Raw genomic sequence first — 24,849 nt, 5'->3', positions numbered from 1 at the left:
GTGCCGACACCTGCGCTATACGCGAAACGCACCGATCAATTGCTTCAACTCGATCACCTGCGCAGACAGTTGCCGGCTCGCCGCTTCGGTCTGCTGCGCGCCTTGCGCCGCATGCTCACCGGCGCGATTGATCGCGACGATATTCTGGTCGATGTCGTGGGCGACAGCGGTTTGCTGCTCCACCGCGGCAGCGATCTGTTGGTTCTGATCGAGGATCATTCCTACAGCACCAAGGATATTTTCCAGGGCCTGCTGCACCTTTTCCGACTGCCCAACCGTGCCGTTCGCCATTTCATGGCTGCTGCCCATGGCCTTCACCGCCGCTGCCACGCCGCTGTGCAAGCGGCTGATCATCTGCTCGATTTCCTCTGTGGAGTCCTGGGTGCGCCGGGCCAGGGTCCGCACCTCATCGGCGACCACCGCAAAACCACGGCCCTGCTCACCCGCCCGCGCCGCCTCGATGGCGGCATTGAGTGCCAGCAGGTTGGTTTGCTCGGCAATGCTCTTGATCACCTCCAACACACTGCTGATGGACTGGCTGTCCGTGGCCAACTGGTTGATCACCCCCGCCGATTGATCAATCTCCGAAGCCAGCCGTGCGATGCTGACTTGCTGGGACTGCACCAGGCCACGACCGCCGACGGTTTCGTCGTTGACGCTACGGGCACTGCTGACCGCCGCCGCCGCGCTGCGTGCGACTTCCTGGGCAGTGGCCGACATCTGGTTCATGGCCGTGGCGACTTGCTCGATCTGGAAACGCTGCCCGGATACCGCCTGATTGCTCTGGGCCGAGACCGTTTCCACCTGGCCGGCCTGGCGCTCCACCTGGCTGACGGTGTGGCCGACACGTTCGATCAGGTCATGGATCTTCGCCACGGTGCCGTTGAACACCTGGCCCAGATCGCCCAACTCATCGCGACTGTCGGCCACAAAGGTGACCGTCATGTCGCCGGCCGCCACCTTGTCCATCATGGCGCCCAAGCGGCGCAGCGTGGTGCGGGTGGAGGCGTAGAAGCCTGCGTATAAATAGAAGATCAGCAAGAACACCATCGTCAGCGCGGAGACCAGCACCAGCATATGCGTGCGATTCTGCGCCAGGCGTTGCTCCAATTGCTGTGCGAGAAAGGCCAGGGTGGCGTCATCCAGCGCGTAGGTCTTGGCCATCAACTGGCTGACGCTGTCGTAGAACCCCTGCCACGGCGCATCCAGGGTTTGCGCCATCACCACCTGATCTTCAAACAGCACACTGCCTTGCTTCAAGCTGGCGTTGCTGGCCGTGGCCAAGCTCTCCAGGGCAGTGAGCGCGGCGTTGCTGGAGCCCAAGGCATCCTGCAACTTCAAGCCATATTCCGCCTGGAGTTTTTCCAATTGCTGCAACAGCTCATCAAAGCGCGTGCTGGCTGAAGAATTGAGAAACCCCTGGCCAAGCGAATAAGCACCCATTGCCCGACCTTCACCCAGGGTCTGGGTGACCTGCGGGGTGACGCTGGTGATCAGTTCGGTGAGCTGGCGCAGATCGCCCTGGGGGTCGCGGCTCAAACCGGATTGGCTGGCGATGATCTGGCTGAGCATCTGCGCCTTGTTGAGCAACTTGCCGATCAGCGCACTTTTGCTCAGCAGCGAGGTTTCCTGTTGCTGGGCCTTGAAGGCCGCGATCAACTCATCGCGCTTGTCGTCAAACGCAGCCATTTGCTCAGGGTCGCTGGCCATGGCGTTGAGGCCTTGCAGGCGGTTCAGCACACTCTGCTCCAACGCGTTGATCTGCCCCTCAAGGTCGCCGGCCTTGCCGGACTGGCCGAGGGTGGCGTTGATTTGTACTTGGTTGTTTAGGGTTTCCAGGTCGCGACGCAGGGCCAGGCTGCTGCCGAGCAGGTCGAGGCTTTGCAATTCCACACGGGTGCCCTGGAATTCACGCCAGGAATCGCGCACCAGATAATAGTTGGTCGCCAGCATCGGCAGAAGGAACAGCACACTGATCAAGCTGAACTTCATGCCGAAACTCAGGCGATTCATCAGCGCGACGGCGGGATAGAGCAAGCGCTTCACAGGTGAACTCCCTTTTCTTTTATTTTTATTGAGGCACAGGGCGGCAGTTAGCCAGCATCTGTATAGCTCACTTTGAGGGGGAGTTTTGTAATTTAAGGTTAATGGGTGGGGGAACTCTGCAGATCTGCTTTTTTGTGGGAGCTGTCGAGCTTTAGCGAGGCTGCGAAAGCGGTGGGTCAGGCGAAAAAAATGCCAGCAGTGCCGCCGCCTTCGCAGCCTCGCTGGGGCTCGACAGCTCCCACATTTTGAACCGAGTTCGACATCAATACCGGTCGGCTCTAAGGCCGCCGCGCTTTGTTTTTGATCTTGATCTGAGGCGCCCCGTCAACCACGCTGGCCGTAATTCGATATTGATTTGGGGGGTAAACCGGCAGGACGCCGGTTTAGCCGCCCCGCGCCATGGATGGCGCGTGGCGGCGGCCCCCCAAATCAATGTCGGATTACGGGCATGCCGAGCCTAGGCGAGGCACCGAGTGGTGGGGCGAAGCGTTTTTGGTTACTTTTTGCGCTCTCCAAAAAGTGACCCGCCGTAAGGGCGGAACCCTAAGCCGCCGTTACCGCAGCAACGGATATGTACTCCGTCAAACCCAAAAAAACGGTCGGCCCGAAGGCCGCCAGGCAAGCTCCTCGCCACACACCGTTGAAAATTGTGTAGATACCCATGCTGCGATGGCATCAACCGGGTATGCCTGATGTACCAAGGCGCCTGCATCGCAGCGGTGCGGCGATCCGACAAGCCAGCTCCCACAGCTTGACCGGTTCGTCGCGCTTTTGCTTTTAATCTCGGGGCCCGTCTGGCTAGGGCAAAACCGTCCAGATCGCAAACCCTGCATACCACAGCACCGCCGCGCGCAGCAGCAATTCCCACAGTCTGTCCAGGCTGTTGACGCCATCAGGACCCAGCGCCGGCGGAGGAATTTCAGCGGCAGCCAAGCCGACTTTTTCCACCAGTTGGGCGGCGCTGATGTCCCAGTTCAGCAATTCGTGCAGCATCACACGGCCGACAGCGACGAAGTTGCCGACCAGGGCAAAACTGGCCGCCAGCAGGCGTACCGGCACCCAGTCAAATGCGTGGCGCAGTTGCGTGGCGCGCTCGGCCACCAGCGGGTTCTTGCTGTGCGCACTGGCCAGGGCAAGCAGGCGATAGGCCAGGGCCGCTACCGGCCCCAGTAGGAAGTACCAGAAAATCACCGCGAAAAAGCTCTGGTAGGCCTGCCACAACAGGTGGCCCTGGACACGTTCAAGCAATTGCTCGCCGTTGTCGGCGTTAAGGCTCAGGTCACGTTCGGCCACATGCTCGGCGGCCTGCAGGTCGCCACGGCGCCAGGCATCGCGGAAGGGACCGAGGCCGGCGAGCAGATCACCGCGGCCCAGGCTGTAGATCACCACCAGCAGGTGCACCGGCAACGCCAACAGCCCATAGGCCACCGGCTCCAGCACCAGCAATAACAAGGCCAGCAACGCCACCGGCAGCAACACCAGCAACGCCAGAATCAGCCAGGGCCGCTTGCCCATGCGCGGGCTCGATTCCAGCTTGGCCAGTTCGCGCAACCAACCGCCGTCACGCTGCAACCGCTGGCGCAGGGCCGAGAACTTCTCGATCCATACGGCCAGCACCAACACCAGGAAACTCATCGTGCGTGTCCTCCATCCTGCAGGGCGCTGCGAAAGCGCGTCCAATCAAAAGCCGGGCCGGGATCGGTCTTGCGTCCCGGGGCGATGTCGCTGTGACCGCAAATGCGCTGGGCAGTGATGCCTGGGTAAGCCGCCAGCAACTGGCGGGTCAGGTCGATCAGCGCCGCATATTGGGCGTCGGTGAACGGTTGATCATCAGTGCCTTCCAGTTCCACCCCCAGGGAGAAGTCATTGCAGGTTTCCCGGCCCTCGAACTGCGAAACCCCGGCATGCCAGGCGCGGTCGAGACAGGACACAAACTGCGTCACCGCACCATCACGCTCAATCAGAAAATGCGCAGATACCCGTAGGTCGGCAATTCCTTCAAAGTAGGGATGTTCCGTGACATCCAAGCGATTCTGGAAAAACTCCTGCACCTTACCTGTGGCGAACTGCGCCGGTGGCAAGCTGATGTTATGCACCACCAACAGTGAGATTTCGCCTGCGGGGCGCTCGTTAAAGTTGGGTGAAGGGCAATGACGGATGCCCTGGCACCAACCGCTGATGGGGTCCAACTGCATACGGGTTCCTTGAACGAGACAACAGGTGACCAGTATGCCGCGTTCGGCCCCCTGGTTGCGATCACTTGCCGCGATTGAGTTGGCGCAGCTTGCCCACCACGGCGGCCAGTGCGCGCTCGAACAAGGGGCCGCCATCCAAGGTCTGCAGTGCGCCATGCTTGAAGGCCAACGCCAGTTGGCCAGCACTCTTTTCCAGCACCTTGAGTCCCGTGCGGCTGGTAAAAATGTAAGCGTTGGCCGGCGCCATGATCGCCGTCAGCTTGCACCGCAGTGCGTCGGCATTGTCTTGCTCGAAGACCACCCAGCTACCCTCCTTGAGCTGATGAACCTTGTGAAGGTCAGGGTCATCGTCCGACAGGGTGATCGGGTCGGCTGACGTCGCGCCCGGCACAAACGGCTCATTGACTTCGATCAACTCATCGCCCCCTTCAGGCGCCTGGATATGCAGGGCCTGCAGGCGCAAAAAGAATTCGCGGGTGCTGAAGGGGTCGAACGCGGCACTGGTCAAACCGTCGCGCAAGGCCTTGAGCAAGCCTGGCAGTTGCTCCGCCAGATGGCGCCCGGCTTCGGTGTCTTGCTGAAGGCTGACGCTCCAGATCAACTCGTCCATGGTGCGCAACCCCGCTTGCCATTGCACCGACTGCTCGCCGTGCTTGAGGCTGGCCAGCAGCAGCACCTGGCTCCAGGCCTGTTGCAGGAACTGCACGACCGGACGCGGCAGGACTTTGCCCAGCAGCCGTTTATTCAGTATGTCGGCCACGCGCTGACGGGCAGCTTCAGTGCGCACGCGCCCTGCTTCGGCATCGCGGGTGTGTTGTTCGAGCAGGTCACTGCGCCGCCGCTCATCGGCGGTAAACGCGCTGAACTCGCAAAGCAGCTGGGAAAATATTACCGGATCTTCGCCGAACTCATTGAGCAGGCGCTGCACCACTTGCTCGATGCGCAGGTACAGGGGGTCACGCTCGCTGCAGCCGATGGCCGCGGCCGCGATTTCGTTGAGCAGGCGCCGCGCCGGGTGGCTGGCGCGGCTGAAGAAACGCTTGTCGAGCAGCGCCACTTTCAGCATCGGGATCTGCAGGCGACCGATCAAGGCTTTGAAGGCATCGGGCAGCGCGCGGTCGTTGAGGATGAATTCGAACAGCAGCGCGATCAGGTTGATCACGTCTTCGTCCGCCTCTTCCACCACCCGCGATTTGCCGCTCTTGACGCTGACGCGAGTGAGTAGCTGTTCGAGCTGGTTACGCAGGTCGAAATCGTCCTCGGCCTCAGGCTCCGGCACGTACTGCTGCAGGTGGGAGAGCAGGCGCAACAGGTCGCGGGTAGAAATGGGCGAGGGTTCGGCGCTGGGCTCCAGCGTTGGCGCAACGCTACCGCGCACCGCCGTGAGCAACGTCTGGAGCACGGCAAAGGCCTCCTGATCATTTGCGCCCACGAGCTGATCGGCGGCGGGCAGGCTTTCCTGGCGCGGGTAATCACGCGCCGCCCGCGTCTCGAGACGACGCGACGGCACGGCCTTGAGTTCAGGCAACACGCCCGTTGCGAGCAGCAATTGATTGGCTTCGCCGTAGAGCTGGTCGGCGTCACTGAGCACGTATTTTTCAAAGAGTTTGAGCATGATCAGTTTGACGCGGATTTCCACGCCCAGGCTGCGCCCTGCGTGCAGGAAAAACTCACACAGCAGCGCGGGCCCCAACGGGTTCTCGCGGTCATCCAGGCGGTTGCCCAGCAAAGCGCTCAACCGTGCGGTGAGTTGCCCCAGGGCCACGCCGTCACGGTGGCGCACCCGGCCCAACATGGCCTCCAGCGCCACGGTTTTTTCCAGGTCATCCTTGGATGCCCCTGATGCCGCCTCATAAGAAACCACAGGCACCAGTTGCGCCTCACCCCGCCCCGCCTGGCCCAGGCGGGCGAAAGCTTCAAACAGACGCGCCATGAACACGCGCTCGAAGTTCTTGCGCTTGAGGCGCAGGTCGCGCATGGCCTCAAAGAAAATATGCTGGTCTAGATTGTTGCGCGACTTATCGGCCATTTCGAACAAGGTGTCGTCGGCGTTATCGAACAGGTCCTGCAGCCCTTGCTGCAACTGTTGCGCCGCCTTGTCGCGGACCTGCAGCAACACCACCGGCAGTCGGGCGAGCGGCGATGGCGTAGCGTGTGCCTTGTTGATCGGCACCACCTTTCCGTCATTGTGCATCCTGGCCTCCTGAAACGGCGGTATGGGTGTTAACGTCAAAGCTATGACGCCAATTGCAAGGCGCCAGATTATCTTGCAAATGTGGCCGGTTGCGCCAGCAAACTCTGCCGTTGCACGGTAAATGAGTGGTGAGCCTGGGTTCGGACGCACACTGCCCCTATAATCGGCGCACTTTGTCTGTGGAGCCTGTTATGCCGAATCTCCGTCTTGCCGACCTCACCGCCGAAATCGAAGCCAACGTGCGCCGAGCACTGATGGAAGACATCGGCAGCGGCGACATCACTGCGCAATTGATCCCGGCCGAACGGCTGGCCACGGCCACTATCATTACCCGTGACGCAGCGGTGATCGCCGGTACCGCCTGGGTGGATGCGGTCTTCCGCCAGCTGGACCCACGCGTCGCCGTGCATTGGCAGGTGGTCGATGGCGACCGCGTCAGCTCCGACCAGGTGCTGTTCCACCTTGAAGGCCCCGCACGCTCGCTGCTCAGCGGCGAACGCAGCGCGCTGAACTTCCTCCAGCTGCTGTCCGGCGTCGCCACTCGCGCCCACTTCCTGGCTGATATTGTCGCCAGCACCCAGGTCAAACTACTGGATACCCGCAAGACCCTGCCGGGCCTGCGCCTGGCGCAGAAGTACGCCGTCACCTGCGGCGGCTGCCACAACCACCGTATCGGTTTGTATGACGCGTTCCTGATCAAGGAAAACCATATTGCCGCCTGCGGTGGCATTGCCCAGGCAATCACGGCCGCCCATGGGATCGCACCCGGCAAGCCAGTGGAAGTCGAAGTAGAGAGCCTGGATGAACTGCGCGAAGCCCTGGCGGCGGGTGCCGATATCATCATGCTCGACGAGTTGAGCCTGGACGATATGCGCGAAGCCGTGCGTCTGAACGGCGGCAAGGCGAAACTGGAGGCCAGCGGCGGGATCAATGAGAGCACCCTGCTGCCCATTGCAGAGACCGGGGTGGACTACATCTCCATTGGCGCGATGACCAAGGATGTGAAGGCGGTGGATTTGTCGATGCGCCTCAGCATCTAAACATCGGGCTCGTGTAGTGAGCGGGCTTGTCCCGCGCTGGGTGGCGAAGCCGCCCCAATAAGGACTTCGCTGAGTTCCAGGTAGAATCAGGTCGCCTGGTTTGGGGCGGCTTCGCCACCCAGCGCGGGGCGAGCCCGCTCACTACAACCTCAGACCACCAGGTTATTCATTTCGCAATATTCGTCCCATTCGACGCCCAGCACCTCGGCTGCCTCTTTGTGCAAGGCCAGCCGTGCGGTTTCGAATTCTTCCGGTGTCGAGGTGTACTTGAGGGTCAGTTCCCAAGGCTGAAGATTCTGGCTCTCGGCCTCGTCTTCGAATGCCCACTGAATCTGGTCGCGCTGATCGTCGGCGCTCAGGTCCTTGATCTCTTCCTTAAGCTGCGGCGTGGCCTCAAGGTATTTATTGAGTGCTTCTTCGTGCCGCGCTTGCTGGGTCATTTCAGTCGTGGTCATGTGCGTTCTCTTAAGATCGAGGAATGGGGATGCATCTGGGTCATCAAGGTTGCGCAGATACAAAAGAGCGGGCTTACATGCCGGCTCGTCTGGCCTTCAGAACCATTCTGGGATCATCTGAAAACATTGCCTTTGAAAACGGTGCTGCCTTTGTTGCCTTTGTGCCCGAGACAGGAATCGAACCTGCGACCTTCGCGTTACGAGTGCGCTGCTCTACCGGCTGAGCTACACGGGCAGTGGGCTAAAGCTAGCACCGCATCGGGCGTCCGGCAACTTACGGCCCTCAGCGGGCGATCACGCCCTGGGCCCAGAAGCGCGGTTGCAGCAAGCTGCCATGAGCGTCCAGGTACTGCTGCTGCGCTTGCTTGATGTGAGGTACATCGCGCGCAGCAATGAAAATCAACAGACCAACGGCCAGCACACTCAGGGTTTTCCAGGCAGCCCAGGCCAGGGGAGTTTCTGTGGTTGGCGGTGTGCGCCACACGTGGAGCCCCATCAACCAGCCCACCACCAGCGCCAGCCAGACCTGGGAGTTGGGCATCACAATCACGCCATCGACCATGGACTGCACCAGCGCGCCGACCAAGGCGGCAAACAAGCACAGCCGCAGCAGGTCTGCCCGCTCGGCGCTCAACGCACGCTCACGCAGCACACCGAACGTGGCCCAGCCTCCGTGCCACGCCAGCAACGCGACGCACAAAGCCGATGGCACACCCCATTCACTGGCCCATTGCAGGACCGCCTGATGGGGGTGGGCCGCAATTTTGTTGGCGATATCGGCAAAATGCATCGGCCCGAAGCCCAACCAGGGCCGCTCGGTGAGCATATGCCACGCCTGCCACCAGATCGGGCCGCGCCCCGACAGGGAGGTGGTAAGGCGGTCACCGGCGCCATTGGCGACCGCTATCCCCAGATAATCCGCCAGCACCGTAAACACCAGCCAATACAACAACAGCCCGCCCAGCAATGCGGCCAATTGCCAACCCAGCCAGCGCCGCCCCCGTGGCCCCAGCACCGCCAGCACCAAGCCCGCCGCGCCCATACCAAGCCAGGTGCCACGCGTGCCGCCGCCGATCGCGATCAGCCACCACCCGCACAGCAATGCAAACACCCACGCTTTGAGTGAGCGGGAAAGCCCAGGGATCAACAAGGGAAGCGCCAGCAATGGCAGGGTAAACGTTTGGAACTGGCCGTAGAAACGCTTGTTGGAAAAGCCCGAAAGCAACAGGTCAGGGTCCAGCGTCCGTTCGGCGCTGGCGAACGCAAGGATTCCCGCATACAGGTATTGAATCGACTTGATCAGGCACAGCAATACCACTATCAGGATCAAGGCACGATCCAGACGCTCTCCCCCGTGGCGACGCAGCAAGGCGAAGGCCACGGCAATCGCGCCGCAGCTGACAAACAACGCCACTTCGGCAAGCGCCCAGAGCGGCTGGTGGGCCAGCATTGCGGACGCCAGGCCCAACACGACAATCAGCGCCAGCCCCCGAGCGGTAGGCCGATTCACCAGCCGTTCAACGCGCGCGACTGACAGCCCGTAGAGCACCGCACAAGCCCCGATGGCAATCTGCATCGCTCGCTGCAAATCATGCCCGCTGAACGGTGCACAAATGCCCAACACCAGAAGGCACACCACGGCTACCAGAAAAACACCGCCACGTTGCGGAACGGATAACGTCATCGACCACCTCGACTTCCCTGTGGAGGGTTCAGCAGTTATGCGCCGGAGGCGCCGCAACCCTTGGCGACATATTTTGCGTCGGCGGTGGTGGTGCATTTCCAACCGCTGGTAGCGTTGCGCGTCAGGCTGATGGTCTTGCCCAGCACTGGCGCCGGCGCATCGAGTATTTCGCAACTGATGGAGCCCGCACCCGTGGCCACATCGCCTGCCACGTCGATTTTGCAATTGGCGGTCGGGCTGGTGCCGCCGATCAAGGCCAGGGTGGGGACGGTGCCCTGGTTGATGGTGTCTTCATAGCCGGGCTTCAACGCGGTGATTTCAGCCAGGCCGGCGGTGAACTTGGCCTTGGCCTGGTGGGTGGTATACATCGGCAGGCCGATGGTGGCCAAGATGCCGATGATTGCCACGACGATCAACAGCTCGATCAGGGTAAAGCCTTTTTGACGTATCACATTCAATCTCCAGGATAGAACTCATGACAAGGCGCTTCCTGCGCCCCGTGTTGTGCTGCGGCGCCAGTGTACTCATCCGCAGGCGCTTGATCGCGCACGAGACGCATATTCTGACATTTTATCCAAGGCTGTCGGCCTGCCCGAATCCGTCACCTGACTACGCTATAAATCTTCGACGACCTCTGTGCGGAAACGAGACATGGACAACGCTTCGACGATGTACGCCTGGGAAGGCATCAACCGCAAAGGACGCAGGGTGTCCGGGCAAACCACAGGGCACAACCTGGCCCTGGTCAAGGCTCAATTGCGCCGGCAAGGCATCAGCCCCGAGCAGGTCCGCAAGCAATCCCCAGTGCTGCAGAGCCTGGCACCGTCGATCAAATCGACGGACATCACCCTGTTCACGCGCCAACTGGCCACGTTGCTCAAAGCCGGCATTGCGCTTCTGCAAGCCTTCGACATCATCAGCGAGGGCTTCGACAACCGAGCGGTGCGTGAACGGGTGCAAGGCTTGAAACAGGCAATCGCCGCCGGCTCCAGCCTGGCTGAAGCGCTGCGCAAACAGCCGCGCTATTTCGATGCGCTGTATTGCAACCTGGTGGCCGCCGGCGAGCAGGCCGGGGCGCTTGAAACGCTGCTGGAACGCGTGGCGATCCATCGGGAAAAGAGCGAGCACTTAAAGGCCAGAATCAAAAAAGCCATGACCTACCCGATTGCAGTGCTGGTGGTGGCCAGCCTTGTCACCGGCGTGCTGTTGATCCACGTCGTGCCGCAGTTCCAGAACCTGTTCGCCGGGGTCGACGGCACGCTGCCCGGTTTCACGTTGCAGGTGATTGCCCTGTCCGAGTTCATGCAGCGAGCCTGGTGGGTCCTGGCACTCGGCGTTCCGGCGGCTGGCCTGGGGCTGCGCCACGCCTATCGAACCCTGCCTGCCTTGCGCCTTTGGATCGACACCGGTTTGTTGAAAGCGCCGCTGGCAGGCAAACTGTTGAGCAAATCCGCCGTGGCCCGCTACGCCCGCACGCTTTCCACCACCTTTGCCGCTGGCGTTCCACTGGTGCAGGCACTGGAATCGGTCGCCGGCGCCGTGGGCTCGGGGCCGTTCAAACAGGCAATCGAACAGATGCGACACGAGGTTTCCACTGGCATGCCGTTGAATCAATCCATGCTCGCCAGCGGCCTGTTTCCCGCCATGGCGATCCAGATGACCGCCATCGGCGAAGAGTCGGGCACGCTGGACCGCATGCTGGAAAAAGTCGCAAACCATTACGAGGCCGACGTGGACAACCTCGTCGATAACCTCACCAGCCTGATGGAGCCACTGATCATGGTGGTTCTGGGGAGCATTGTCGGCGCCTTGGTGATCGCCATGTATTTGCCGGTCTTCCAACTGGGGAGCACGTTTTGAACCTGCTGCTGGTTGCATACCCATGGGCTTTTATCGTGATGGCGGCGGTGTTGGGGCTGATCGTCGGCAGCTTCCTCAACGTGGTGGTCTGGCGCCTGCCGAAAATGCTCGAGCGCGAATGGCGCGCCCAGGCCCATGAGGTACTCGGCCTGCCCGCCGAGCCCGGCGGGCCGACCTACAACCTCATGCAGCCCAACTCCTGCTGCCCGCACTGCAACCATCCGATACGCCCCTGGGAAAATATTCCGCTGCTCAGTTACCTGTTGCTCAGAGGCCGTTGCGCCCATTGCCAGGGGGCGATCAGCGCCCGCTACCCGCTGACCGAACTGGCCTGCGCGTTGATCTCGGCCCTGGTGGCCTGGCATTTCGGCTCTGGCTGGCAGGCAGGCGCGATGCTGGTGCTGAGCTGGGGGTTGCTGGCAATGAGCCTGATCGATGCGGACCATCAACTGTTGCCGGATGTGCTGGTGATGCCGCTGCTGTGGCTGGGACTCATCGCCAACGGGTTCGACCTGCTGACGACATTGCCCGATGCCCTGTGGGGCGCCGTGCTCGGATACATGAGCCTTTGGAGCGTGTTCTGGCTGTTCAAGCTGGCCACCGGCAAAGACGGCATGGGTCACGGCGACTTCAAGTTGCTGGCGCTGCTCGGCGCGTGGGGGGGGTGGCAGATCCTGCCGATGACGCTGCTGATGTCATCACTGGTCGGGGTGGTGGTGGGCTTGATCCTGATGCGCCTGCGCAAGGCCCAGGCGTCGACACCCATGCCATTTGGTCCGTATCTGGCAATTGCCGGCTGGATTGCATTGCTCTGGGGTGGTCAAATAACCGACTTCTATTTGCAGTCTGTCGGTTTCAGATGACCACTTCTGTCGCAACACCCTGGATTCTCGGGCTCACCGGCGGCATTGGCAGCGGCAAGAGCGCGGCCGCCCAGCACTTCATCGACCTGGGTATCGATCTGGTGGACGCCGACCATGCCGCCCGCTGGGTTGTCGAGCCTGGCCGGCCGGCGCTCGCGCGCATCACCGAACACTTTGGTGCCGGCGTGCTGCTGCCCGACGGCCAATTGGACCGCGGCGCATTGCGCAAGCTGATCTTTGAAGTACCCGAAGAGCGCCGCTGGCTCGAAGCCTTGCTGCATCCGCTGATTGGCGAGGAGATTCGCAGCCACCTGGCGCGCGCGCAGTCGCCTTACGCAATATTGGTGTCGCCACTGCTGATCGAGTCAGGCCAGTACAGCATGACCCAACGCATCCTGGTGATCGACGTGCCGCAATCGCTGCAGATTCAGCGTACCCTGCAGCGCGACGGCATCAGCGAACAACAGGTACAGGCGATTCTCAAGGCCCAGTCCAGTCGTGAAGACCGCCTGAACCATGCCGACGACATACTGGTCAATGACCGGGACCTTGCCTGGCTGCACGGCGAGGTCGAGCGACTGCACCACTTTTACCTTACTTTGCGTGGAGGCCGAACATGAGCCAACCCTTGACCGTCGACTGCCCAACCTGCGGCGCCCCCGTGGAATGGAAAGCGACCAACCTCAACCGGCCGTTCTGCTCGGACCGTTGCAAACTGATCGACTTGGGCGCCTGGGCCGCTGAGGAACACAAGATCCCCGTGGCTCCGGATGCCGAGGACGAGTTGTTTTCCGAAGACCTGCCGCCGCGCCACTAAGGGCGCATAAAGGCGTATTCCTGCTGGTCGTCGAGGTTCTCTGCAAGGTATTGCAGCTCGTCGGCCAGGTCTTCAAAGCTGCGTACGCCCTTGCTCTGCTGCACGACCGCGCTCAGCATGGCGCGCAGGGTCAAACCGGGGTCAAAACCGATTTCCTGTGCCGCGTCCTGGCTTCTGCGCAACTCCTGCCGTGCCCATTCGTACACACTCATGATTGGTGCTCCTGAAAATTTTGGAAAGCATGAGCCTGCGCGTCCGCCCGGGGCTTGATCTGGATCAACCCGACGGGTCGTCATCTTTCCAAGGGGCGGATAGATAGCGGGTACGGTTGAAGGTCTCCAGCCATTGCGGACAGAACACCACCAAGGCGCTGATCACCATGCCGTTGATGAAAGCCTCGGGGAAGATGATCAGCCACAGGTAGCCAACGAAGTCCTCGAGCCATTCGGGCATGGCAAAGCGCCCGTCGAACCACAAAAGCCCCAGCCCGACCAACAGACAGAGCAAGGCTGACAGCGCGGCGGCGAAAAAGCCGCAGCAGAAGATATACACAAAGGGGTTACGCGGTTGCGCACGCTCGACCAGCAACGCGCATGTTTCAGTGACCAGCACCGGCAGCATGATCAGCAGCAGGCCGTTGACGCCAACGGCTGCCAGGTCCTGGCGCCCCAACAGGACTAAACCCAACTGCGCGGCAAAGCCGCCGACAATCGCCAGAGGCCAATCCAGCAACAAGGTCACGGCGGTCATGCCGATAAAGTGGTAGGACACACCGGTATCGAAATCCCTTCGTACCAGCCACAGCATGAACAGCGCGAACACCGTGCCGAACAGCAAATGCTGGCGCCGCCGGTCGGCAAACAACTCGACCCAGGGTGAGCGCAGGAGCGCCCACAGCACCACGGGTGTAAACAACAGCCAGCCGACACCCAGAGTTGTCGGCGCCAGCATCGCGGCACTGATCACGGCAGCACTCTCCCTGTTGGACCCTCCGTCGAGTGGTCAGTCTACACCGACGTTTGATAGCGGGACTTCCTGCGGTCATGATTTGGGCGCTAAGCTGCTAACCATGGATGACTCAGATTATTTGCGCCTGCTCACCGTAGCGGCCGAACAAGCCAACGCGTTCTTGTCCAATGCCCGCAAATGGGAGCGTGAGCGTTGGGTCTGCCAGCGGCTGTTGCAGGGCCTGAACGTGCCTTACCGGGCCGAAGAGTTTCACGCCGCCGGGCAAGAACCGCCGGACGTGTTGTTTCGCGATGCCAGCTTCGAAGTGTTTTTCGTGCTCGACGAAGGCCGCCGGCTGAACGATGAATGGCGTGACGAACTGCTGCGTCGGCGCAGCGCCTTTTCCCTCAGCCAGTTGGTGCGGCGCGAAGCCAAGCCGCGACGCATCCCGGCCCATGAGTTTTTATTGCGCCTGGCGCCCACCTTGCGCAAGAAGGCGCATAACTACAAAGAACGCGGCATGGACCTGGGGGAGCTGGATATCGTCGCCTTCGCCAGCCTCAAGCGTGAAGTGCTCGACCTGAACAGCCACTTCCCACCGCCCACGGAATACCTGCGCCAGGGCTGGCGATCGCTATCCCTGGTGGGACCGACCTTTGCCCGGGTGCTGTTCGCTCACCCGGACGCGCCGGACTTCTTGCGCAATAACCTGGGCCGCAGCGTAGTATTCGACGTGGGCATCAGCCTCTGATGCCGGCGGGACTGTAACGTGGTGCCCTTTTGCAACGTCTACCTGACGAGGCCTTTATGACCAGCCGCCTGAACCCCGATGACCAACAGCATGTCGAAGAGTACCTGCAACTCTCTCAACACCAGGTCGAGCGCAAGCCTTTCCGGCCGTGGCTGCTCCTGGGTGTAGTGCTTGCCGTGGTGATCGGCCTCGGCCTGCTGAGTCGCCTTTTGAGTTACCTGACGCTATGAGCTGCCTGGCGCTCGCGGGGGTAACTGCTCCGATTTCCTTTAGCCTTGCGAGATATCCCCATGACCCATCGTATTATTATCGTCGGCGGCGGCGCCGGCGGCCTGGAGTTGGCGACCCGCCTGGGTAAGACCCTGGGCAAGCGCGGCACCGCCAGCATCACGCTGGTGGACACCAACCTGACTCACATCTGGAAGCCCTTGCTGCACGAAGTGGCGGCCGGCTCGCTGAACTCGTCGGAAGACGAACTCAACTATGTCGCCCAGGCCAAATGGAACCACTTCGAGTTCCAACTGGGGCGCATGAGCGGGCTTGACCGTGAGCAGAAGAAGATCCAGCTGGCCGCCACCCTCGATGAAGAAGGCCGTGAGCTGGTGCCTGCGCGCGTGCTGGGCTATGACAGCCTGGTCATCGCGGTAGGCAGCACCACCAACGATTTCGGCACCGAAGGCGCGGCGCAACATTGCCTGTTCCTCGATACCCGTAAGCAGGCCGAGCGCTTCCACCAGCAATTGCTCAACCATTACCTGCGCGCCCACGCCGGGCAGACCGACGTGGTGGAAAAAATCAGCGTCGCCATCGTCGGCGCCGGTGCTACCGGGGTCGAGCTGGCCGCCGAACTGCATAATGCCGCCCACGAACTGGCCGCCTATGGCCTGGACCGCATCAAGCCGGAAAACATGCACATCACCCTGATCGAAGCCGGCCCACGGGTGTTGCCCGCGCTGCCGGAGCGTATCGGCGTGCCGGTGCATAAAACCCTGGAGAAGCTCGGGGTAACGGTACTGACAAACTCGGCGGTCAGTGAAGTGACGGCCGATGCCCTGATCACCAGCAGCGGCCAGATCATCCCCGCCAGCCTCAAGGTCTGGGCCGCCGGCATTCGCGCCCCAGGTTTCCTCAAGGACATCGATGGCCTGGAAACCAACCGCATCAATCAACTGCAGGTATTGCCGACACTGCAAACCACCCGCGACGAAAACATCTTTGCCTTTGGCGACTGCGCGGCCTGCCCGCAAGCCGGCACCGACCGCAATGTGCCGCCACGGGCCCAGGCGGCTCATCAGCAAGCCTCGCTGCTGGCCAAGTCGCTGAAGCTGCGCATTGAAGGCAAGGCGCTGCCAAGCTACAAGTACACCGACTACGGCTCGCTGATCTCGCTGTCGCGGTTTTCGGCGGTGGGCAACTTGATGGGTAACCTGACGGGCAGCGTGATGCTGGAAGGCTGGTTGGCGCGGATGTTTTATGTGTCGCTGTACCGCATGCACCAGATGGCGCTGTATGGGGTTTTCCGTACGGCGATGTTGATGCTGGGCAGCCGGATCGGGCGTGGGACTGAGCCTAGACTCAAACTCCACTAACACCACAAAACCCATGTGGGAGCGGCGGTGCGACGATTCGACTTGCTCGCGAAAGCGGTGTGTCAGCCAGTACATCTGGCACTGAACCACCGCTTTCGCGAGCAAGCCCGCTCCCACATTCTGTTTGCGGTGAGTTCAGGATTTGTGCGCGCAAAAAAAATCCCCGTATCTTTCGATACGAGGATTTTTAATATGGTCGGGGTAAGGGGATTCGAACTCCTGACATCCTGCTCCCAAAGCAGGCGCGCTACCGGACTGCGCTATACCCCGGTAAAAAAAAGGCGACCTTTCAGTCGCCTTCTTCGATCAGCGCTTTTGGCCTCTGATCTTAAGATCTGATTCCAGCGTTAACTGGTTTCAAAAATGGTGGGTCGTGTGGGATTCGAACCTACGACCAATTGGTTAAAAGCCAACTGCTCTACCAACTGAGCTAACGACCCAAATATGGTCGGGGTAGGGGGATTCGAACTCCCGACATCCTGCTCCCAAAGCAGGCGCGCTACCGGACTGCGCTATACCCCGGTTTGAAATTGGCTCCGTGACCAGGACTCGAACCTGGGACCCAATGATTAACAGTCATTTGCTCTACCGACTGAGCTATCACGGAACTACATATTTCAAAGTGCAACTTTACAGCGGTGTAACCTTCTCTTCGACTTGCCCGTATCGCTACGTTCATGTGTCTGAGGCGCGCTATTCTACAATCTTAAAAACCCCTGTCAACCCTTTAAATTGCTTTTAAGACAATGATTTGCGCTTCTTTCTGATTTCTTCTTGGGGAGAAGAAACCCGTGGGCTGACGTTGCTGCGGGGCGCACTTTACAAGCCTTTGCCTTACAGTTCAACGCCCTATCGAAAAAAAAGGCCCCGCAATGCGGGGCCTTGTCTTATCGGCCTGCAGCCCGGGCTCAGTGGAAGACGATTTCGTCGTTTTCCACGGTCGCCTCGACGCTGGTGCCCGGCATAAAGTTGCCCGACAGGATCAGCTGGGCCAGCGGGTTTTCGATCCAGCGCTGGATCGCACGCTTCAACGGCCGTGCGCCATACACCGGGTCGTAACCCACCGCGATCAGCTTGTCCAAAGCCTCGCGGCTCAGTTCCAGCGACAACTCGCGCTCGGCCAGACGGCTGCGCAGGCGGCCCAGCTGGATCTCGGTAATACCCGCGATCTGATCCCGCGCCAATGGCTCGAAGATCACCACTTCATCGACCCGGTTGATGAATTCCGGGCGGAAGTGGCTGGTCAGTGCATCCATCACCGCGGCGCGCTGGGCTTCGCGATCACCGACCAATTCCTGGATCTGCGAGGAGCCCAGGTTGGAGGTCATCACGATCACTGTATTGCGAAAGTCCACGGTACGCCCGTGGCTGTCCGTCAGGCGGCCATCTTCCAGCACCTGCAGCAAGATGTTGAACACATCCGGGTGCGCCTTCTCGACCTCATCCAGCAGGATCACCGAGTAAGGCTTGCGCCGCACGGCTTCGGTCAGGTAACCGCCCTCTTCGTAGCCCACGTAGCCCGGTGGCGCACCGATCAAGCGAGCCACCGAGTGTTTTTCCATGAACTCGGACATATCGATCCGCACCATCGCCTCTTCGGTATCGAAGAGAAACTCGGCCAGGGCCTTGCACAACTCGGTCTTACCCACACCGGTCGGGCCGAGGAACATGAACGAGCCGCTCGGACGGTTCGGATCGGACAGCCCGGCCCGGGAACGCCGCACCGCGTTGGACACCGCGACCACCGCCTCTTCCTGGCCGATGACGCGCTGGTGCAACAGGCTTTCCATTTTCAGCAGCTTGTCGCGCTCGCCTTCGAGCATTTTCGACACCGGAATGCCGGTCCATTTCGACACGACTTCGGCAATTTCTTCCTCGGTGACCTTGCTGCGCAGCAACTGGTTCTCGCTTTTACCGTGCTGATCGACCATCTGCAGGCTGCGTTCCAGATCCGGGATCACCCCGTATTGCAACTCGGCCATGCGGTTCAGGTCGCCTTTACGGCGCGCGGCTTCCAGTTCCTGGCGCGACTGCTCGATCTTTTGCTGGATCTGTGCAGAGCCCTGCACTTCGGCTTTTTCCGAGGTCCAGATTTCTTCCAGGTCCGAATACTCGCGTTCCAGGCGGACGATTTCTTCCTGAAGTTTTTCCAGGCGTTTCTTCGCCGCCTCGTCTTCTTCTTTCTTCAGCGCCTGGGACTCGACTTTCAATTGAATCAAGCGCCGATCCAGGCGGTCGAGCACTTCCGGCTTGGAGTCGATCTCCATGCGGATACGGCTGGCCGCTTCGTCGATCAAGTCGATGGCCTTGTCGGGCAACTGGCGGTCGGTGATGTAGCGGTGGCTTAATTTGGCCGCCGCAATGATCGCGCCGTCAGTGATGGCCACCTTGTGGTGTACCTCATAGCGCTCTTTCAGGCCACGCAGGATCGCGATGGTGTCTTCTTCGCTCGGTTCTTCCACCAGCACTTTCTGGAAGCGCCGTTCAAGGGCTGCGTCCTTTTCGATGTACTGGCGATACTCGTTGAGCGTGGTGGCACCCACGCAGTGCAATTCACCCCGCGCCAAGGCGGGCTTGAGCATGTTGCCGGCATCCATCGAGCCTTCGCCTTTACCGGCGCCGACCATGGTGTGCAGTTCGTCGATGAACAGAATGATCTGCCCTTCCTGCTTCGACAGCTCATTGAGCAGGGATTTAAGGCGCTCTTCGAATTCACCGCGGAACTTGGCACCGGCGATCAGCGACCCCATGTCCAGCGACAGCAGGCGCTTGCCCTTGAGGCCGTCCGGCACTTCGCCATTGATGATGCGCTGAGCCAGGCCTTCGGCGATCGCGGTTTTACCCACGCCAGGCTCGCCGATCAGCACCGGGTTGTTCTTGGTGCGGCGCTGCAGGACCTGGATAGTGCGACGGATTTCATCGTCACGGCCGATCACCGGATCAAGCTTGCCTTCTTCGGCGCGTTTGGTCAGGTCGACGGTGTATTTATCCAGGGCCTGGCGCGACTCCTCGTGGTTAGGGTCGTTGACGGCATCGCCGCCACGCAGGTTGTTGATGGCGTTTTCCAGAGCTTTTTTGCTCACGCCCTGGCCCAGCAACAACTTGCCGAGCTTGCTGTTTTCGTCCATCGCGGCAAGCAGCACCAGTTCGCTGGAGATGAACTGGTCACCCTTTTGCTGCGCCAGGCGGTCTGCCTGATTGAGCAGGCGCGCCAGGTCCTGGGACATATTCACGTCGCCGGTAGGGTTCTGGATTTTTGGCAGTTGGTCGAGCTCTTTGCTCAACTCCTTGCGCAGGCTGTTGACGTCGAAACCCACCTGCATCAGCAAGGGTTTGATGGAACCACCTTGCTGCTCAAGGAGCGCCTGCATCAAGTGCGCGGGCTCGATGGCCGGGTGGTCGAGGCCCACCGCCAAGGATTGGGAGTCAGACAGTGCCAACTGTAATTTGCTGGTTAAACGATCAATACGCATTAGTCACCTTCCTTTTGAGCAGGCCGGAGCTATAAAACATTCCTGAATGAAGAAACCTGCCAGATACCCTTATAGATGGGGTGGATTCTGGAGGATTCAAGCGAGTGACGGGTGATATGGATCAGTGTTGACCCAGATCAGGAGAGTCTAGCGGTCAAGCCAGATAAGGGAGGCAAAACGTCCGGTGCGCGAACTGCGCCGGTACGAAAAGAAACGCGGGTCGGTCACCGTGCACAAACCGCCACCATATACAGCAGTGACGCCGCGTGCGGCGAGGCGCAGACGGGCCAGCTGATAGATATCGGCCATGAACTTGCCGGGATTGCCGCTCGACACAAAGGCTTCGGCGCAGGCCGGCAGTTGCTGCATGAAGGCCTCACGCACTTCCGGGCCGACCTCAAAGGCTTGCGGACCGATTGCCGGGCCGAGCCAGACCAACACGTCCTCAGGCCTGGCATCAAGGCGCTCGACCGTTGCTTCCAGCACGCCCGCCGCCAAGCCGCGCCAGCCGGCATGGGCCGCCGCCACGCGGGTGCCGGCGCGGTTGCAGAACAACGCGGGCAGGCAATCGGCAGTCATTGAGGTGCAGGCGATGCCAGGCGTGCCGGTCCAGCTGCCGTCGGCTTCGACCGTACGGCTCGGGTCGGCCTCGACCACGGTCACGCCGTGGACCTGACGCAACCAGGCCGGCTGGACCGCGAAGGCATCGGTAAGACGACGGCGATTTTCAAGGACGGCTTGCAGGTTGTCCTCGACGTGATCGCCCAGGTTGAGGGTGTCGAACGGCGCCAGACTGACGCCGCCCGAGCGGGTGGTGACGCAGGCCTTCACCCGAGCCGGCGCAGGCCAGTCAGGAATCAGCCAGTCACTCATCCGATAAACGCCTCGCGATCCTGCTTGAGCAGCGACAACAACCAGACCAGATCGTCCGGCAGAGGCGATTCCCAGCTCATCCGCTTACCGCTCGTCGGATGATCCAGCTCCAGGAAACGCGCGTGCAATGCCTGGCGCGGGAAGCTTTTGAGCGATTCAACCATGGTTTGGCTGGCTGCCGGCGGGATACGGAAGCGGCCGCCGTAGGCCGGATCCCCGACCAACGGGAAGTTGATGTGGGCCATGTGCACGCGAATCTGGTGGGTACGCCCGGTTTCCAGCTTGACCCGCACATGGGTGTGGGAGCGGAAACGCTCGAGTACACGGTAGTGGCTGACGGCCTGCTTGCCGCCCTCCATCACCGCCATACGCTGGCGCTGCTGACCGTGACGACCGATCGGCGCGTTGATCTTGCCGCCGGCCACCACCACGCCGATCACGATGCACTCGTAGATACGGCTGACGCTGCGGCTTTGCAATTGTGTGACCAACTGCGTCTGCGCCTGAATGGTCTTGGCCACCACCATCAAGCCGGTGGTGTCCTTGTCCAGACGGTGCACGATGCCGCAGCGCGGGACGTTGACGATATCCGGCACATGGTGCAGCAAGGCATTGAGCAGGGTGCCATCAGCGTGCCCGGCCGCCGGGTGAACCACCAGGCCTGCGGGTTTGTTGATGACCAGGATGTCGTCGTCTTCATAGACGATGTCCAGCTCGATGTCCTGGGCGACCCATTCTCCCTGGGCTTCCTGCTCGGCGGTCAGCTCAAGAATCGCACCGCCATGAACTATGTCTCGCGGGCGGATAACCGCTCCATCCACAGTCAGGCGGCCGTCTTTGATCCAGGCGGAAAGGCGCGAGCGCGAGTGCTCAGCGAATAATTGTGCGGCGACTTGATCGAGGCGTTGGCCGCCCAATTCGGACGGCACCTCTGCGCGAAGTTCAATTTTATCGGACATGCTCAGACTAGGCGTGGCACAGCCTTTGGTTTCGGCTGCGCGCTTGTGGTTAAATACGGCGTCTTTTGCCCCGAGGCTTTCAACGGGGCGCTCATCATAACAGGACGGCCCCGCCCAAGACAGCGGCCGTCATAGGGACGCAAGCCGCCATGCAAGTGAAACACCTGCTGCTGATCGCCATCCTCGCCATGACTGCTGCTTGCTCGTCAACAAAGGAAGTCGTCGACGAAAACCTGAGCGAAGTCGAGCTGTACCAATTGGCTCAGAAAGACCTGGACAATAATAGCTACACCAGCGCCACAGCGAAGCTGAAGGCACTGGAGTCGCGTTATCCGTTCGGGCGCTACGCCGACCAGGCCCAGCTCGAGCTGATCTACGCCAACTACAAGAACGCCGAGCCGGAAGCTGCCAAGTCCGCCGCCGAGCGTTTCATCCGCCTGCATCCGCAGCACCCGAACGTCGACTACGCCTACTACATGAAGGGCCTGACCTCGTTCGACCAGGACGTCGGCCTGCTGGCGCGCTTCCTGCCGCTGGACATGACCAAGCGTGACCCGGGCGCCGCCCGCGACTCCTACAACGAGTTCGCCCAGCTGACCAGCCGCTACCCCAACAGCCGCTACGCGCCGGACGCCAAGCAGCGCATGATCTACCTGCGCAACCTGCTGGCGTCCTACGAGATCCACGTGGCTCACTACTACCTGACCCGTCAGGCTTACGTGGCAGCAGCCAACCGTGGCCGTTACGTGGTGGAGAACTTCCAGGAAACCCCATCGGTGGGTGACGGCCTGGCCGTGATGACCGAGGCTTACCAGCGCCTGCACCTGGACGACCTGGCCAGCACCAGCCTGGAAACCCTGAAGCTCAACTACCCGGATCACCCAAGCCTGAAAGATGGCCAGTTCGTGCCTCAGGTTGACGAAGCGGACAACCGTTCGTGGCTGAGCAAGTACACCCTGGGCCTGATCGAGTCCCGTCCACCGCTGCCGCCGGGCGAAACCCGCGCCAACCAGGACGTGATCAAGCAGTACCAGGACGCTAAGGAGGCCATCCCTTCGGACCTCAAGCCCCATGACGAGAACGGCGACGTGATCGAAGAGGAAGAACCAGAGGCCCTGGGCAACAACCAGGACCGCTCGTGGTTCAGCTACATGACCTTTGGTGTGTTCGACTGATTGCACCCCGCGCCATAGAAGAAGGAGCCTTTCGAGGCTCCTTTTTTGTGGGCGGTATTATTGCGCTGTGCGCTTGGCAGGTCCTTGGCTAAACTGGCGCATTCCTTGTCGAGAAACCGCCATCATGCTTCGTCTACTGTTCTGGATTGCCGTCATTGCCGCCGCGGTATGGTTCTGGCGCAAATTCAAAAGCCCGGCCGCTAAACGACAGCGCGCCAGCGAGCCCGGCGCCGCGCTGATGGTGCGCTGCGCCCACTGCGGCGTGCACCTGCCACAGGATCGCGCCTTGAGCTCGCGCCAGGAGTGGTATTGCACCCAGGCGCACCTGGAACAAGGGCCCAAGTCTATCCAGCGCTGAGCCGGCCTTCGGGCGCATACGGCGTCGGGTCGATGATGGGCGCACGCGCCAGCAGCAAATCGGTAAACAATTGGCAGGACGCTGGCGCCAGTACCAGGCCGTTGCGGTAATGCCCGCAGTTGAGCCACAACCCGTTGAAGCCCGGCACCCGGCCGATGTACGGGATGCCCTGGGGCGAACCGGGGCGCAATCCGGCCCAATGCCCCACCACTTCGGCGTCGGCCAAGGCGGGGATCAACTCCACCGCTGAGGCCTTGAGGCTTTCCAGCGCCGTTTCGGTGGGGGTTTTGTCGAACCCTTCATGCTCCAGGGTACTGCCGATCAGGATATGCCCGTCACGTCGCGGGATCGCATAACGCCCCTTGGCCAGGACCATGCTCGACAGGAAGTCCGAGGCGCATTTGTACAGGATCATCTGGCCTTTGACCGGCTCGACCGGCAACGAAAGGCCCAGCGTGCCGAGCAACTCACCGCTCCACGCCCCCGCCGCCAACACGACCTGATCGCCCAGCACCGGACCCTCCGCGGTATTCACGCCCACTACATCGCCGGCATCCAGAACAAACCCGGTCACTTCACACTGCTCATGAACAGTCACGCCAGGCAACGCCAGCAGCGCCGCCTTGAGGGACTTGACCAGCCGCGGGTTGCGCACATTGGCGACATTGGCCATGTAGATCGCCTGGGAGTACCCACCACCCAGTACCGGAACGGCTTCGAGGGCCGCCGAGACGTCTACTTTGCTCAATGGGCGCCCTTCCCGCGCAGCCCAGGCCAGGGCTTCGGCTTCGTCGTCCAGGTCCAGCCAATACAGGCCAGTGGTATGCACCTCGGGGTCAACGCCCGTCGCGGCAAACAGACGCTGCGCCAGTTGTGGATAAAAATCCTGGGACCAATGCGCCAGCGCGGTGACCGCCGGGCCGTAGCGCCAGGGATAGAGTGGCGAAACAATGCCACCGCCCGCCCAGGATGACTCCTGGCCCAAAGCCGCGCGCTCCAGTAACACCACTGCTTGCCCTTGGGTCGCCAGGTTGAACGCCGTCAACAAGCCGATGACTCCGCCACCGACAATCACTACCCGCTGTTGCTCTGCCATCATTTGATCCAGCCGATAAATAGGAACAAGCGCACCTGGCGCCCAATCATCCAGCATCCTCATCATTGCCCCCAGCACAGCTTGCGCGCCATTCCCGGTGCCGCGCCGGGGTTTTCCCGCGCAGCGGTGCTGCTCAGGCTGAAGTCACCGCAAGGATCGCCGAGCATGACCGAGTCGACGGCGGGCGTGGCCACCAGCTGGAAATCCCGAGGGTTCAATGCAGCGCTGATTCTATAGTGATCATTGCCCGCACTGAGGCCGTCTGCGTCAATAAAAGTGCCATTCCTCGTATAAAAGCGCTCCAGGTGCTGAGCCTGCTCCATCAACAACGCGACGATCTCGGCGCGATAGACCTTTTTCATGTGGCCGGTGTACCCGGGGTAAGCGATCCCGGCCAATACAGCGATGATCGCCACGGCGATCAGTAACTCGATCAGGGTAAACCCCTGGCTATCCATGCCCATTCCATTGCT

General features: G+C 61.2%; 24 protein-coding genes and 5 tRNA genes. 10 read left to right on the top strand and 19 right to left on the bottom strand.

Going from position 1 to position 24,849, the window contains the following annotated elements; all coding sequences use genetic code 11:
- Nucleotides 1–15: 15 nt before the first annotated feature.
- From H0Z09_RS05355 to H0Z09_RS05340, 4 genes are all read right to left on the bottom strand, one after another.
- A complete protein-coding gene (locus tag H0Z09_RS05355; protein ID WP_186688197.1) occupies nucleotides 16–2,046 on the bottom strand; it encodes a methyl-accepting chemotaxis protein in 2,031 nt (676 codons plus the stop codon).
- Between the two features lie 798 nt (nucleotides 2,047–2,844).
- Nucleotides 2,845–3,681, bottom strand: coding sequence for a regulatory signaling modulator protein AmpE (gene ampE / locus H0Z09_RS05350; protein WP_186688195.1), 837 nt, complete (start codon nucleotides 3,679–3,681; stop codon nucleotides 2,845–2,847).
- Nucleotides 3,678–4,241 carry a 1,6-anhydro-N-acetylmuramyl-L-alanine amidase AmpD gene (gene ampD / locus H0Z09_RS05345; RefSeq protein ID WP_076951114.1) on the bottom strand — a complete coding sequence of 188 codons (564 nt, stop codon included), beginning with the start codon at nucleotides 4,239–4,241 and terminating at the stop codon, nucleotides 3,678–3,680. Before ampD ends, ampE begins: the two co-directional genes overlap by 4 nt.
- A 61-nt stretch (nucleotides 4,242–4,302) precedes the next feature.
- On the bottom strand, nucleotides 4,303–6,435 hold the full coding sequence (locus H0Z09_RS05340; protein WP_186688193.1) for a DUF1631 domain-containing protein: 2,133 nt from the start codon (nucleotides 6,433–6,435) through the stop codon (nucleotides 4,303–4,305).
- A 191-nt stretch (nucleotides 6,436–6,626) separates the two neighbouring features.
- On the opposite strand from H0Z09_RS05340, the gene nadC reads away from it, so the two are divergent.
- The gene (nadC, locus tag H0Z09_RS05335) at nucleotides 6,627–7,475 is read left to right on the top strand and encodes a carboxylating nicotinate-nucleotide diphosphorylase (protein WP_186688191.1); all 849 of its coding nucleotides are present in this window, start codon (nucleotides 6,627–6,629) and stop codon (nucleotides 7,473–7,475) included.
- 149 nt (nucleotides 7,476–7,624) lie between these two features.
- Here the strand turns inward: nadC and H0Z09_RS05330 are convergent, their stop codons facing one another.
- The 4 genes from H0Z09_RS05330 to H0Z09_RS05315 all read right to left on the bottom strand — a co-directional run bounded on the left by H0Z09_RS05330 (nucleotide 7,625) and on the right by H0Z09_RS05315 (nucleotide 10,063).
- Entirely contained in the window at nucleotides 7,625–7,930 is a 306-nt protein-coding gene (locus tag H0Z09_RS05330) for a DUF6388 family protein (protein WP_076951111.1), read from the bottom strand.
- Nucleotides 7,931–8,092: 162 nt separating this feature from the next.
- A tRNA-Thr gene (locus tag H0Z09_RS05325) sits at nucleotides 8,093–8,165 on the bottom strand.
- Nucleotides 8,166–8,213: 48 nt separating this feature from the next.
- The gene (locus H0Z09_RS05320; RefSeq protein ID WP_186688188.1) at nucleotides 8,214–9,614 is read right to left on the bottom strand and encodes an O-antigen ligase family protein; all 1,401 of its coding nucleotides are present in this window, start codon (nucleotides 9,612–9,614) and stop codon (nucleotides 8,214–8,216) included.
- A 35-nt stretch (nucleotides 9,615–9,649) separates the two neighbouring features.
- A complete protein-coding gene (locus H0Z09_RS05315; RefSeq protein ID WP_186688615.1) occupies nucleotides 9,650–10,063 on the bottom strand; it encodes a pilin in 414 nt (137 codons plus the stop codon).
- Between the two features lie 202 nt (nucleotides 10,064–10,265).
- Between H0Z09_RS05315 and H0Z09_RS05310 the strand changes: the two genes are divergently transcribed.
- The 4 genes from H0Z09_RS05310 to yacG are packed head-to-tail and all read left to right on the top strand — an operon-like array spanning nucleotide 10,266 to nucleotide 13,154.
- Complete coding sequence (locus H0Z09_RS05310; RefSeq protein ID WP_186688185.1) at nucleotides 10,266–11,474, top strand: type II secretion system F family protein; 1,209 nt, start codon at nucleotides 10,266–10,268, stop codon at nucleotides 11,472–11,474.
- Nucleotides 11,471–12,337, top strand: coding sequence for an A24 family peptidase (locus H0Z09_RS05305; RefSeq protein ID WP_186688182.1), 867 nt, complete (start codon nucleotides 11,471–11,473; stop codon nucleotides 12,335–12,337). The genes H0Z09_RS05310 and H0Z09_RS05305 overlap by 4 nt, the downstream gene beginning before the upstream one ends.
- The gene (gene coaE, locus H0Z09_RS05300; RefSeq protein ID WP_186688173.1) at nucleotides 12,334–12,957 is read left to right on the top strand and encodes a dephospho-CoA kinase; all 624 of its coding nucleotides are present in this window, start codon (nucleotides 12,334–12,336) and stop codon (nucleotides 12,955–12,957) included. The genes H0Z09_RS05305 and coaE overlap by 4 nt, the downstream gene beginning before the upstream one ends.
- On the top strand, nucleotides 12,954–13,154 hold the full coding sequence (gene yacG / locus H0Z09_RS05295) for a DNA gyrase inhibitor YacG (RefSeq protein WP_003188437.1): 201 nt from the start codon (nucleotides 12,954–12,956) through the stop codon (nucleotides 13,152–13,154). The genes coaE and yacG overlap by 4 nt, the downstream gene beginning before the upstream one ends.
- Here the strand turns inward: yacG and H0Z09_RS05290 are convergent.
- Nucleotides 13,151–13,366: a hypothetical protein gene (locus H0Z09_RS05290; RefSeq protein WP_003171680.1), complete on the bottom strand. Its 216-nt coding sequence runs from the start codon at nucleotides 13,364–13,366 to the stop codon at nucleotides 13,151–13,153. The two genes, yacG and H0Z09_RS05290, sit on opposite strands and share 4 nt — an antisense overlap.
- Before the next feature lie 64 nt (nucleotides 13,367–13,430).
- Nucleotides 13,431–14,120 (bottom strand): energy-coupling factor ABC transporter permease, encoded by a 690-nt coding sequence (locus tag H0Z09_RS05285; RefSeq protein ID WP_186688163.1) that lies wholly within the window; start codon nucleotides 14,118–14,120, stop codon nucleotides 13,431–13,433.
- 103 nt (nucleotides 14,121–14,223) lie between these two features.
- On the opposite strand from H0Z09_RS05285, the gene H0Z09_RS05280 reads away from it, so the two are divergent.
- From H0Z09_RS05280 to H0Z09_RS05270, 3 genes are read left to right on the top strand one after another with little or no spacing between them, the layout of a single operon-like run.
- On the top strand, nucleotides 14,224–14,853 hold the full coding sequence (locus H0Z09_RS05280) for a DUF1780 domain-containing protein (protein ID WP_169377254.1): 630 nt from the start codon (nucleotides 14,224–14,226) through the stop codon (nucleotides 14,851–14,853).
- A gap of 56 nt (nucleotides 14,854–14,909) precedes the next feature.
- Complete coding sequence (locus H0Z09_RS05275; RefSeq protein WP_076951104.1) at nucleotides 14,910–15,083, top strand: DUF3094 family protein; 174 nt, start codon at nucleotides 14,910–14,912, stop codon at nucleotides 15,081–15,083.
- A 60-nt stretch (nucleotides 15,084–15,143) separates the two neighbouring features.
- Nucleotides 15,144–16,442, top strand: coding sequence for an NAD(P)/FAD-dependent oxidoreductase (locus H0Z09_RS05270; RefSeq protein WP_186688154.1), 1,299 nt, complete (start codon nucleotides 15,144–15,146; stop codon nucleotides 16,440–16,442).
- 193 nt (nucleotides 16,443–16,635) lie between these two features.
- Here the strand turns inward: H0Z09_RS05270 and H0Z09_RS05265 are convergent.
- The 7 genes from H0Z09_RS05265 to rluD all read right to left on the bottom strand — a co-directional run bounded on the left by H0Z09_RS05265 (nucleotide 16,636) and on the right by rluD (nucleotide 21,747).
- Nucleotides 16,636–16,712: transfer RNA gene (locus H0Z09_RS05265), tRNA-Pro, on the bottom strand.
- 94 nt (nucleotides 16,713–16,806) lie between these two features.
- Nucleotides 16,807–16,882 (bottom strand) — tRNA-Lys (locus H0Z09_RS05260).
- A 5-nt stretch (nucleotides 16,883–16,887) separates the two neighbouring features.
- Nucleotides 16,888–16,964 (bottom strand) — tRNA-Pro (locus H0Z09_RS05255).
- Between the two features lie 9 nt (nucleotides 16,965–16,973).
- A tRNA-Asn gene (locus tag H0Z09_RS05250) sits at nucleotides 16,974–17,049 on the bottom strand.
- Between the two features lie 301 nt (nucleotides 17,050–17,350).
- Nucleotides 17,351–19,915 (bottom strand): ATP-dependent chaperone ClpB, encoded by a 2,565-nt coding sequence (clpB, locus tag H0Z09_RS05245; RefSeq protein WP_186688151.1) that lies wholly within the window; start codon nucleotides 19,913–19,915, stop codon nucleotides 17,351–17,353.
- Nucleotides 19,916–20,062: 147 nt separating this feature from the next.
- Entirely contained in the window at nucleotides 20,063–20,788 is a 726-nt protein-coding gene (pgeF, locus tag H0Z09_RS05240; RefSeq protein ID WP_186688138.1) for a peptidoglycan editing factor PgeF, read from the bottom strand.
- On the bottom strand, nucleotides 20,785–21,747 hold the full coding sequence (gene rluD / locus H0Z09_RS05235; RefSeq protein ID WP_186688133.1) for a 23S rRNA pseudouridine(1911/1915/1917) synthase RluD: 963 nt from the start codon (nucleotides 21,745–21,747) through the stop codon (nucleotides 20,785–20,787). The genes pgeF and rluD overlap by 4 nt, the downstream gene beginning before the upstream one ends.
- Nucleotides 21,748–21,896: 149 nt before the next feature.
- Here rluD and H0Z09_RS05230 point away from each other — a divergent pair, with 149 nt between their 5' ends.
- Nucleotides 21,897–22,922, top strand: a complete 1,026-nt coding sequence (locus H0Z09_RS05230) for an outer membrane protein assembly factor BamD (protein WP_076951099.1) — start codon at nucleotides 21,897–21,899, stop codon at nucleotides 22,920–22,922.
- Nucleotides 22,923–23,046: 124 nt separating this feature from the next.
- A complete protein-coding gene (locus H0Z09_RS05225) occupies nucleotides 23,047–23,280 on the top strand; it encodes a PP0621 family protein (protein ID WP_076951098.1) in 234 nt (77 codons plus the stop codon).
- Here H0Z09_RS05225 and thiO read toward each other — a convergent pair.
- Both thiO and H0Z09_RS05215 read right to left on the bottom strand, forming a co-directional pair.
- Nucleotides 23,267–24,376 (bottom strand): glycine oxidase ThiO, encoded by a 1,110-nt coding sequence (thiO, locus tag H0Z09_RS05220; protein WP_186688129.1) that lies wholly within the window; start codon nucleotides 24,374–24,376, stop codon nucleotides 23,267–23,269. The two genes, H0Z09_RS05225 and thiO, sit on opposite strands and share 14 nt — an antisense overlap.
- Nucleotides 24,377–24,438: 62 nt before the next feature.
- Nucleotides 24,439–24,840: a type IV pilin protein gene (locus H0Z09_RS05215; RefSeq protein WP_186688126.1), complete on the bottom strand. Its 402-nt coding sequence runs from the start codon at nucleotides 24,838–24,840 to the stop codon at nucleotides 24,439–24,441.
- Nucleotides 24,841–24,849: the final 9 nt, after the last annotated feature.

Origin of the sequence: Pseudomonas sp. SWRI18, assembly GCF_014268345.1 — a bacterium.
Taxonomy (GTDB): Bacteria; Pseudomonadota; Gammaproteobacteria; order Pseudomonadales; family Pseudomonadaceae; genus Aquipseudomonas; species Aquipseudomonas cedrina.
Note: the sequence above shows the minus strand (reverse complement) of the source record. Positions and strands in the feature narration are given on the sequence as shown.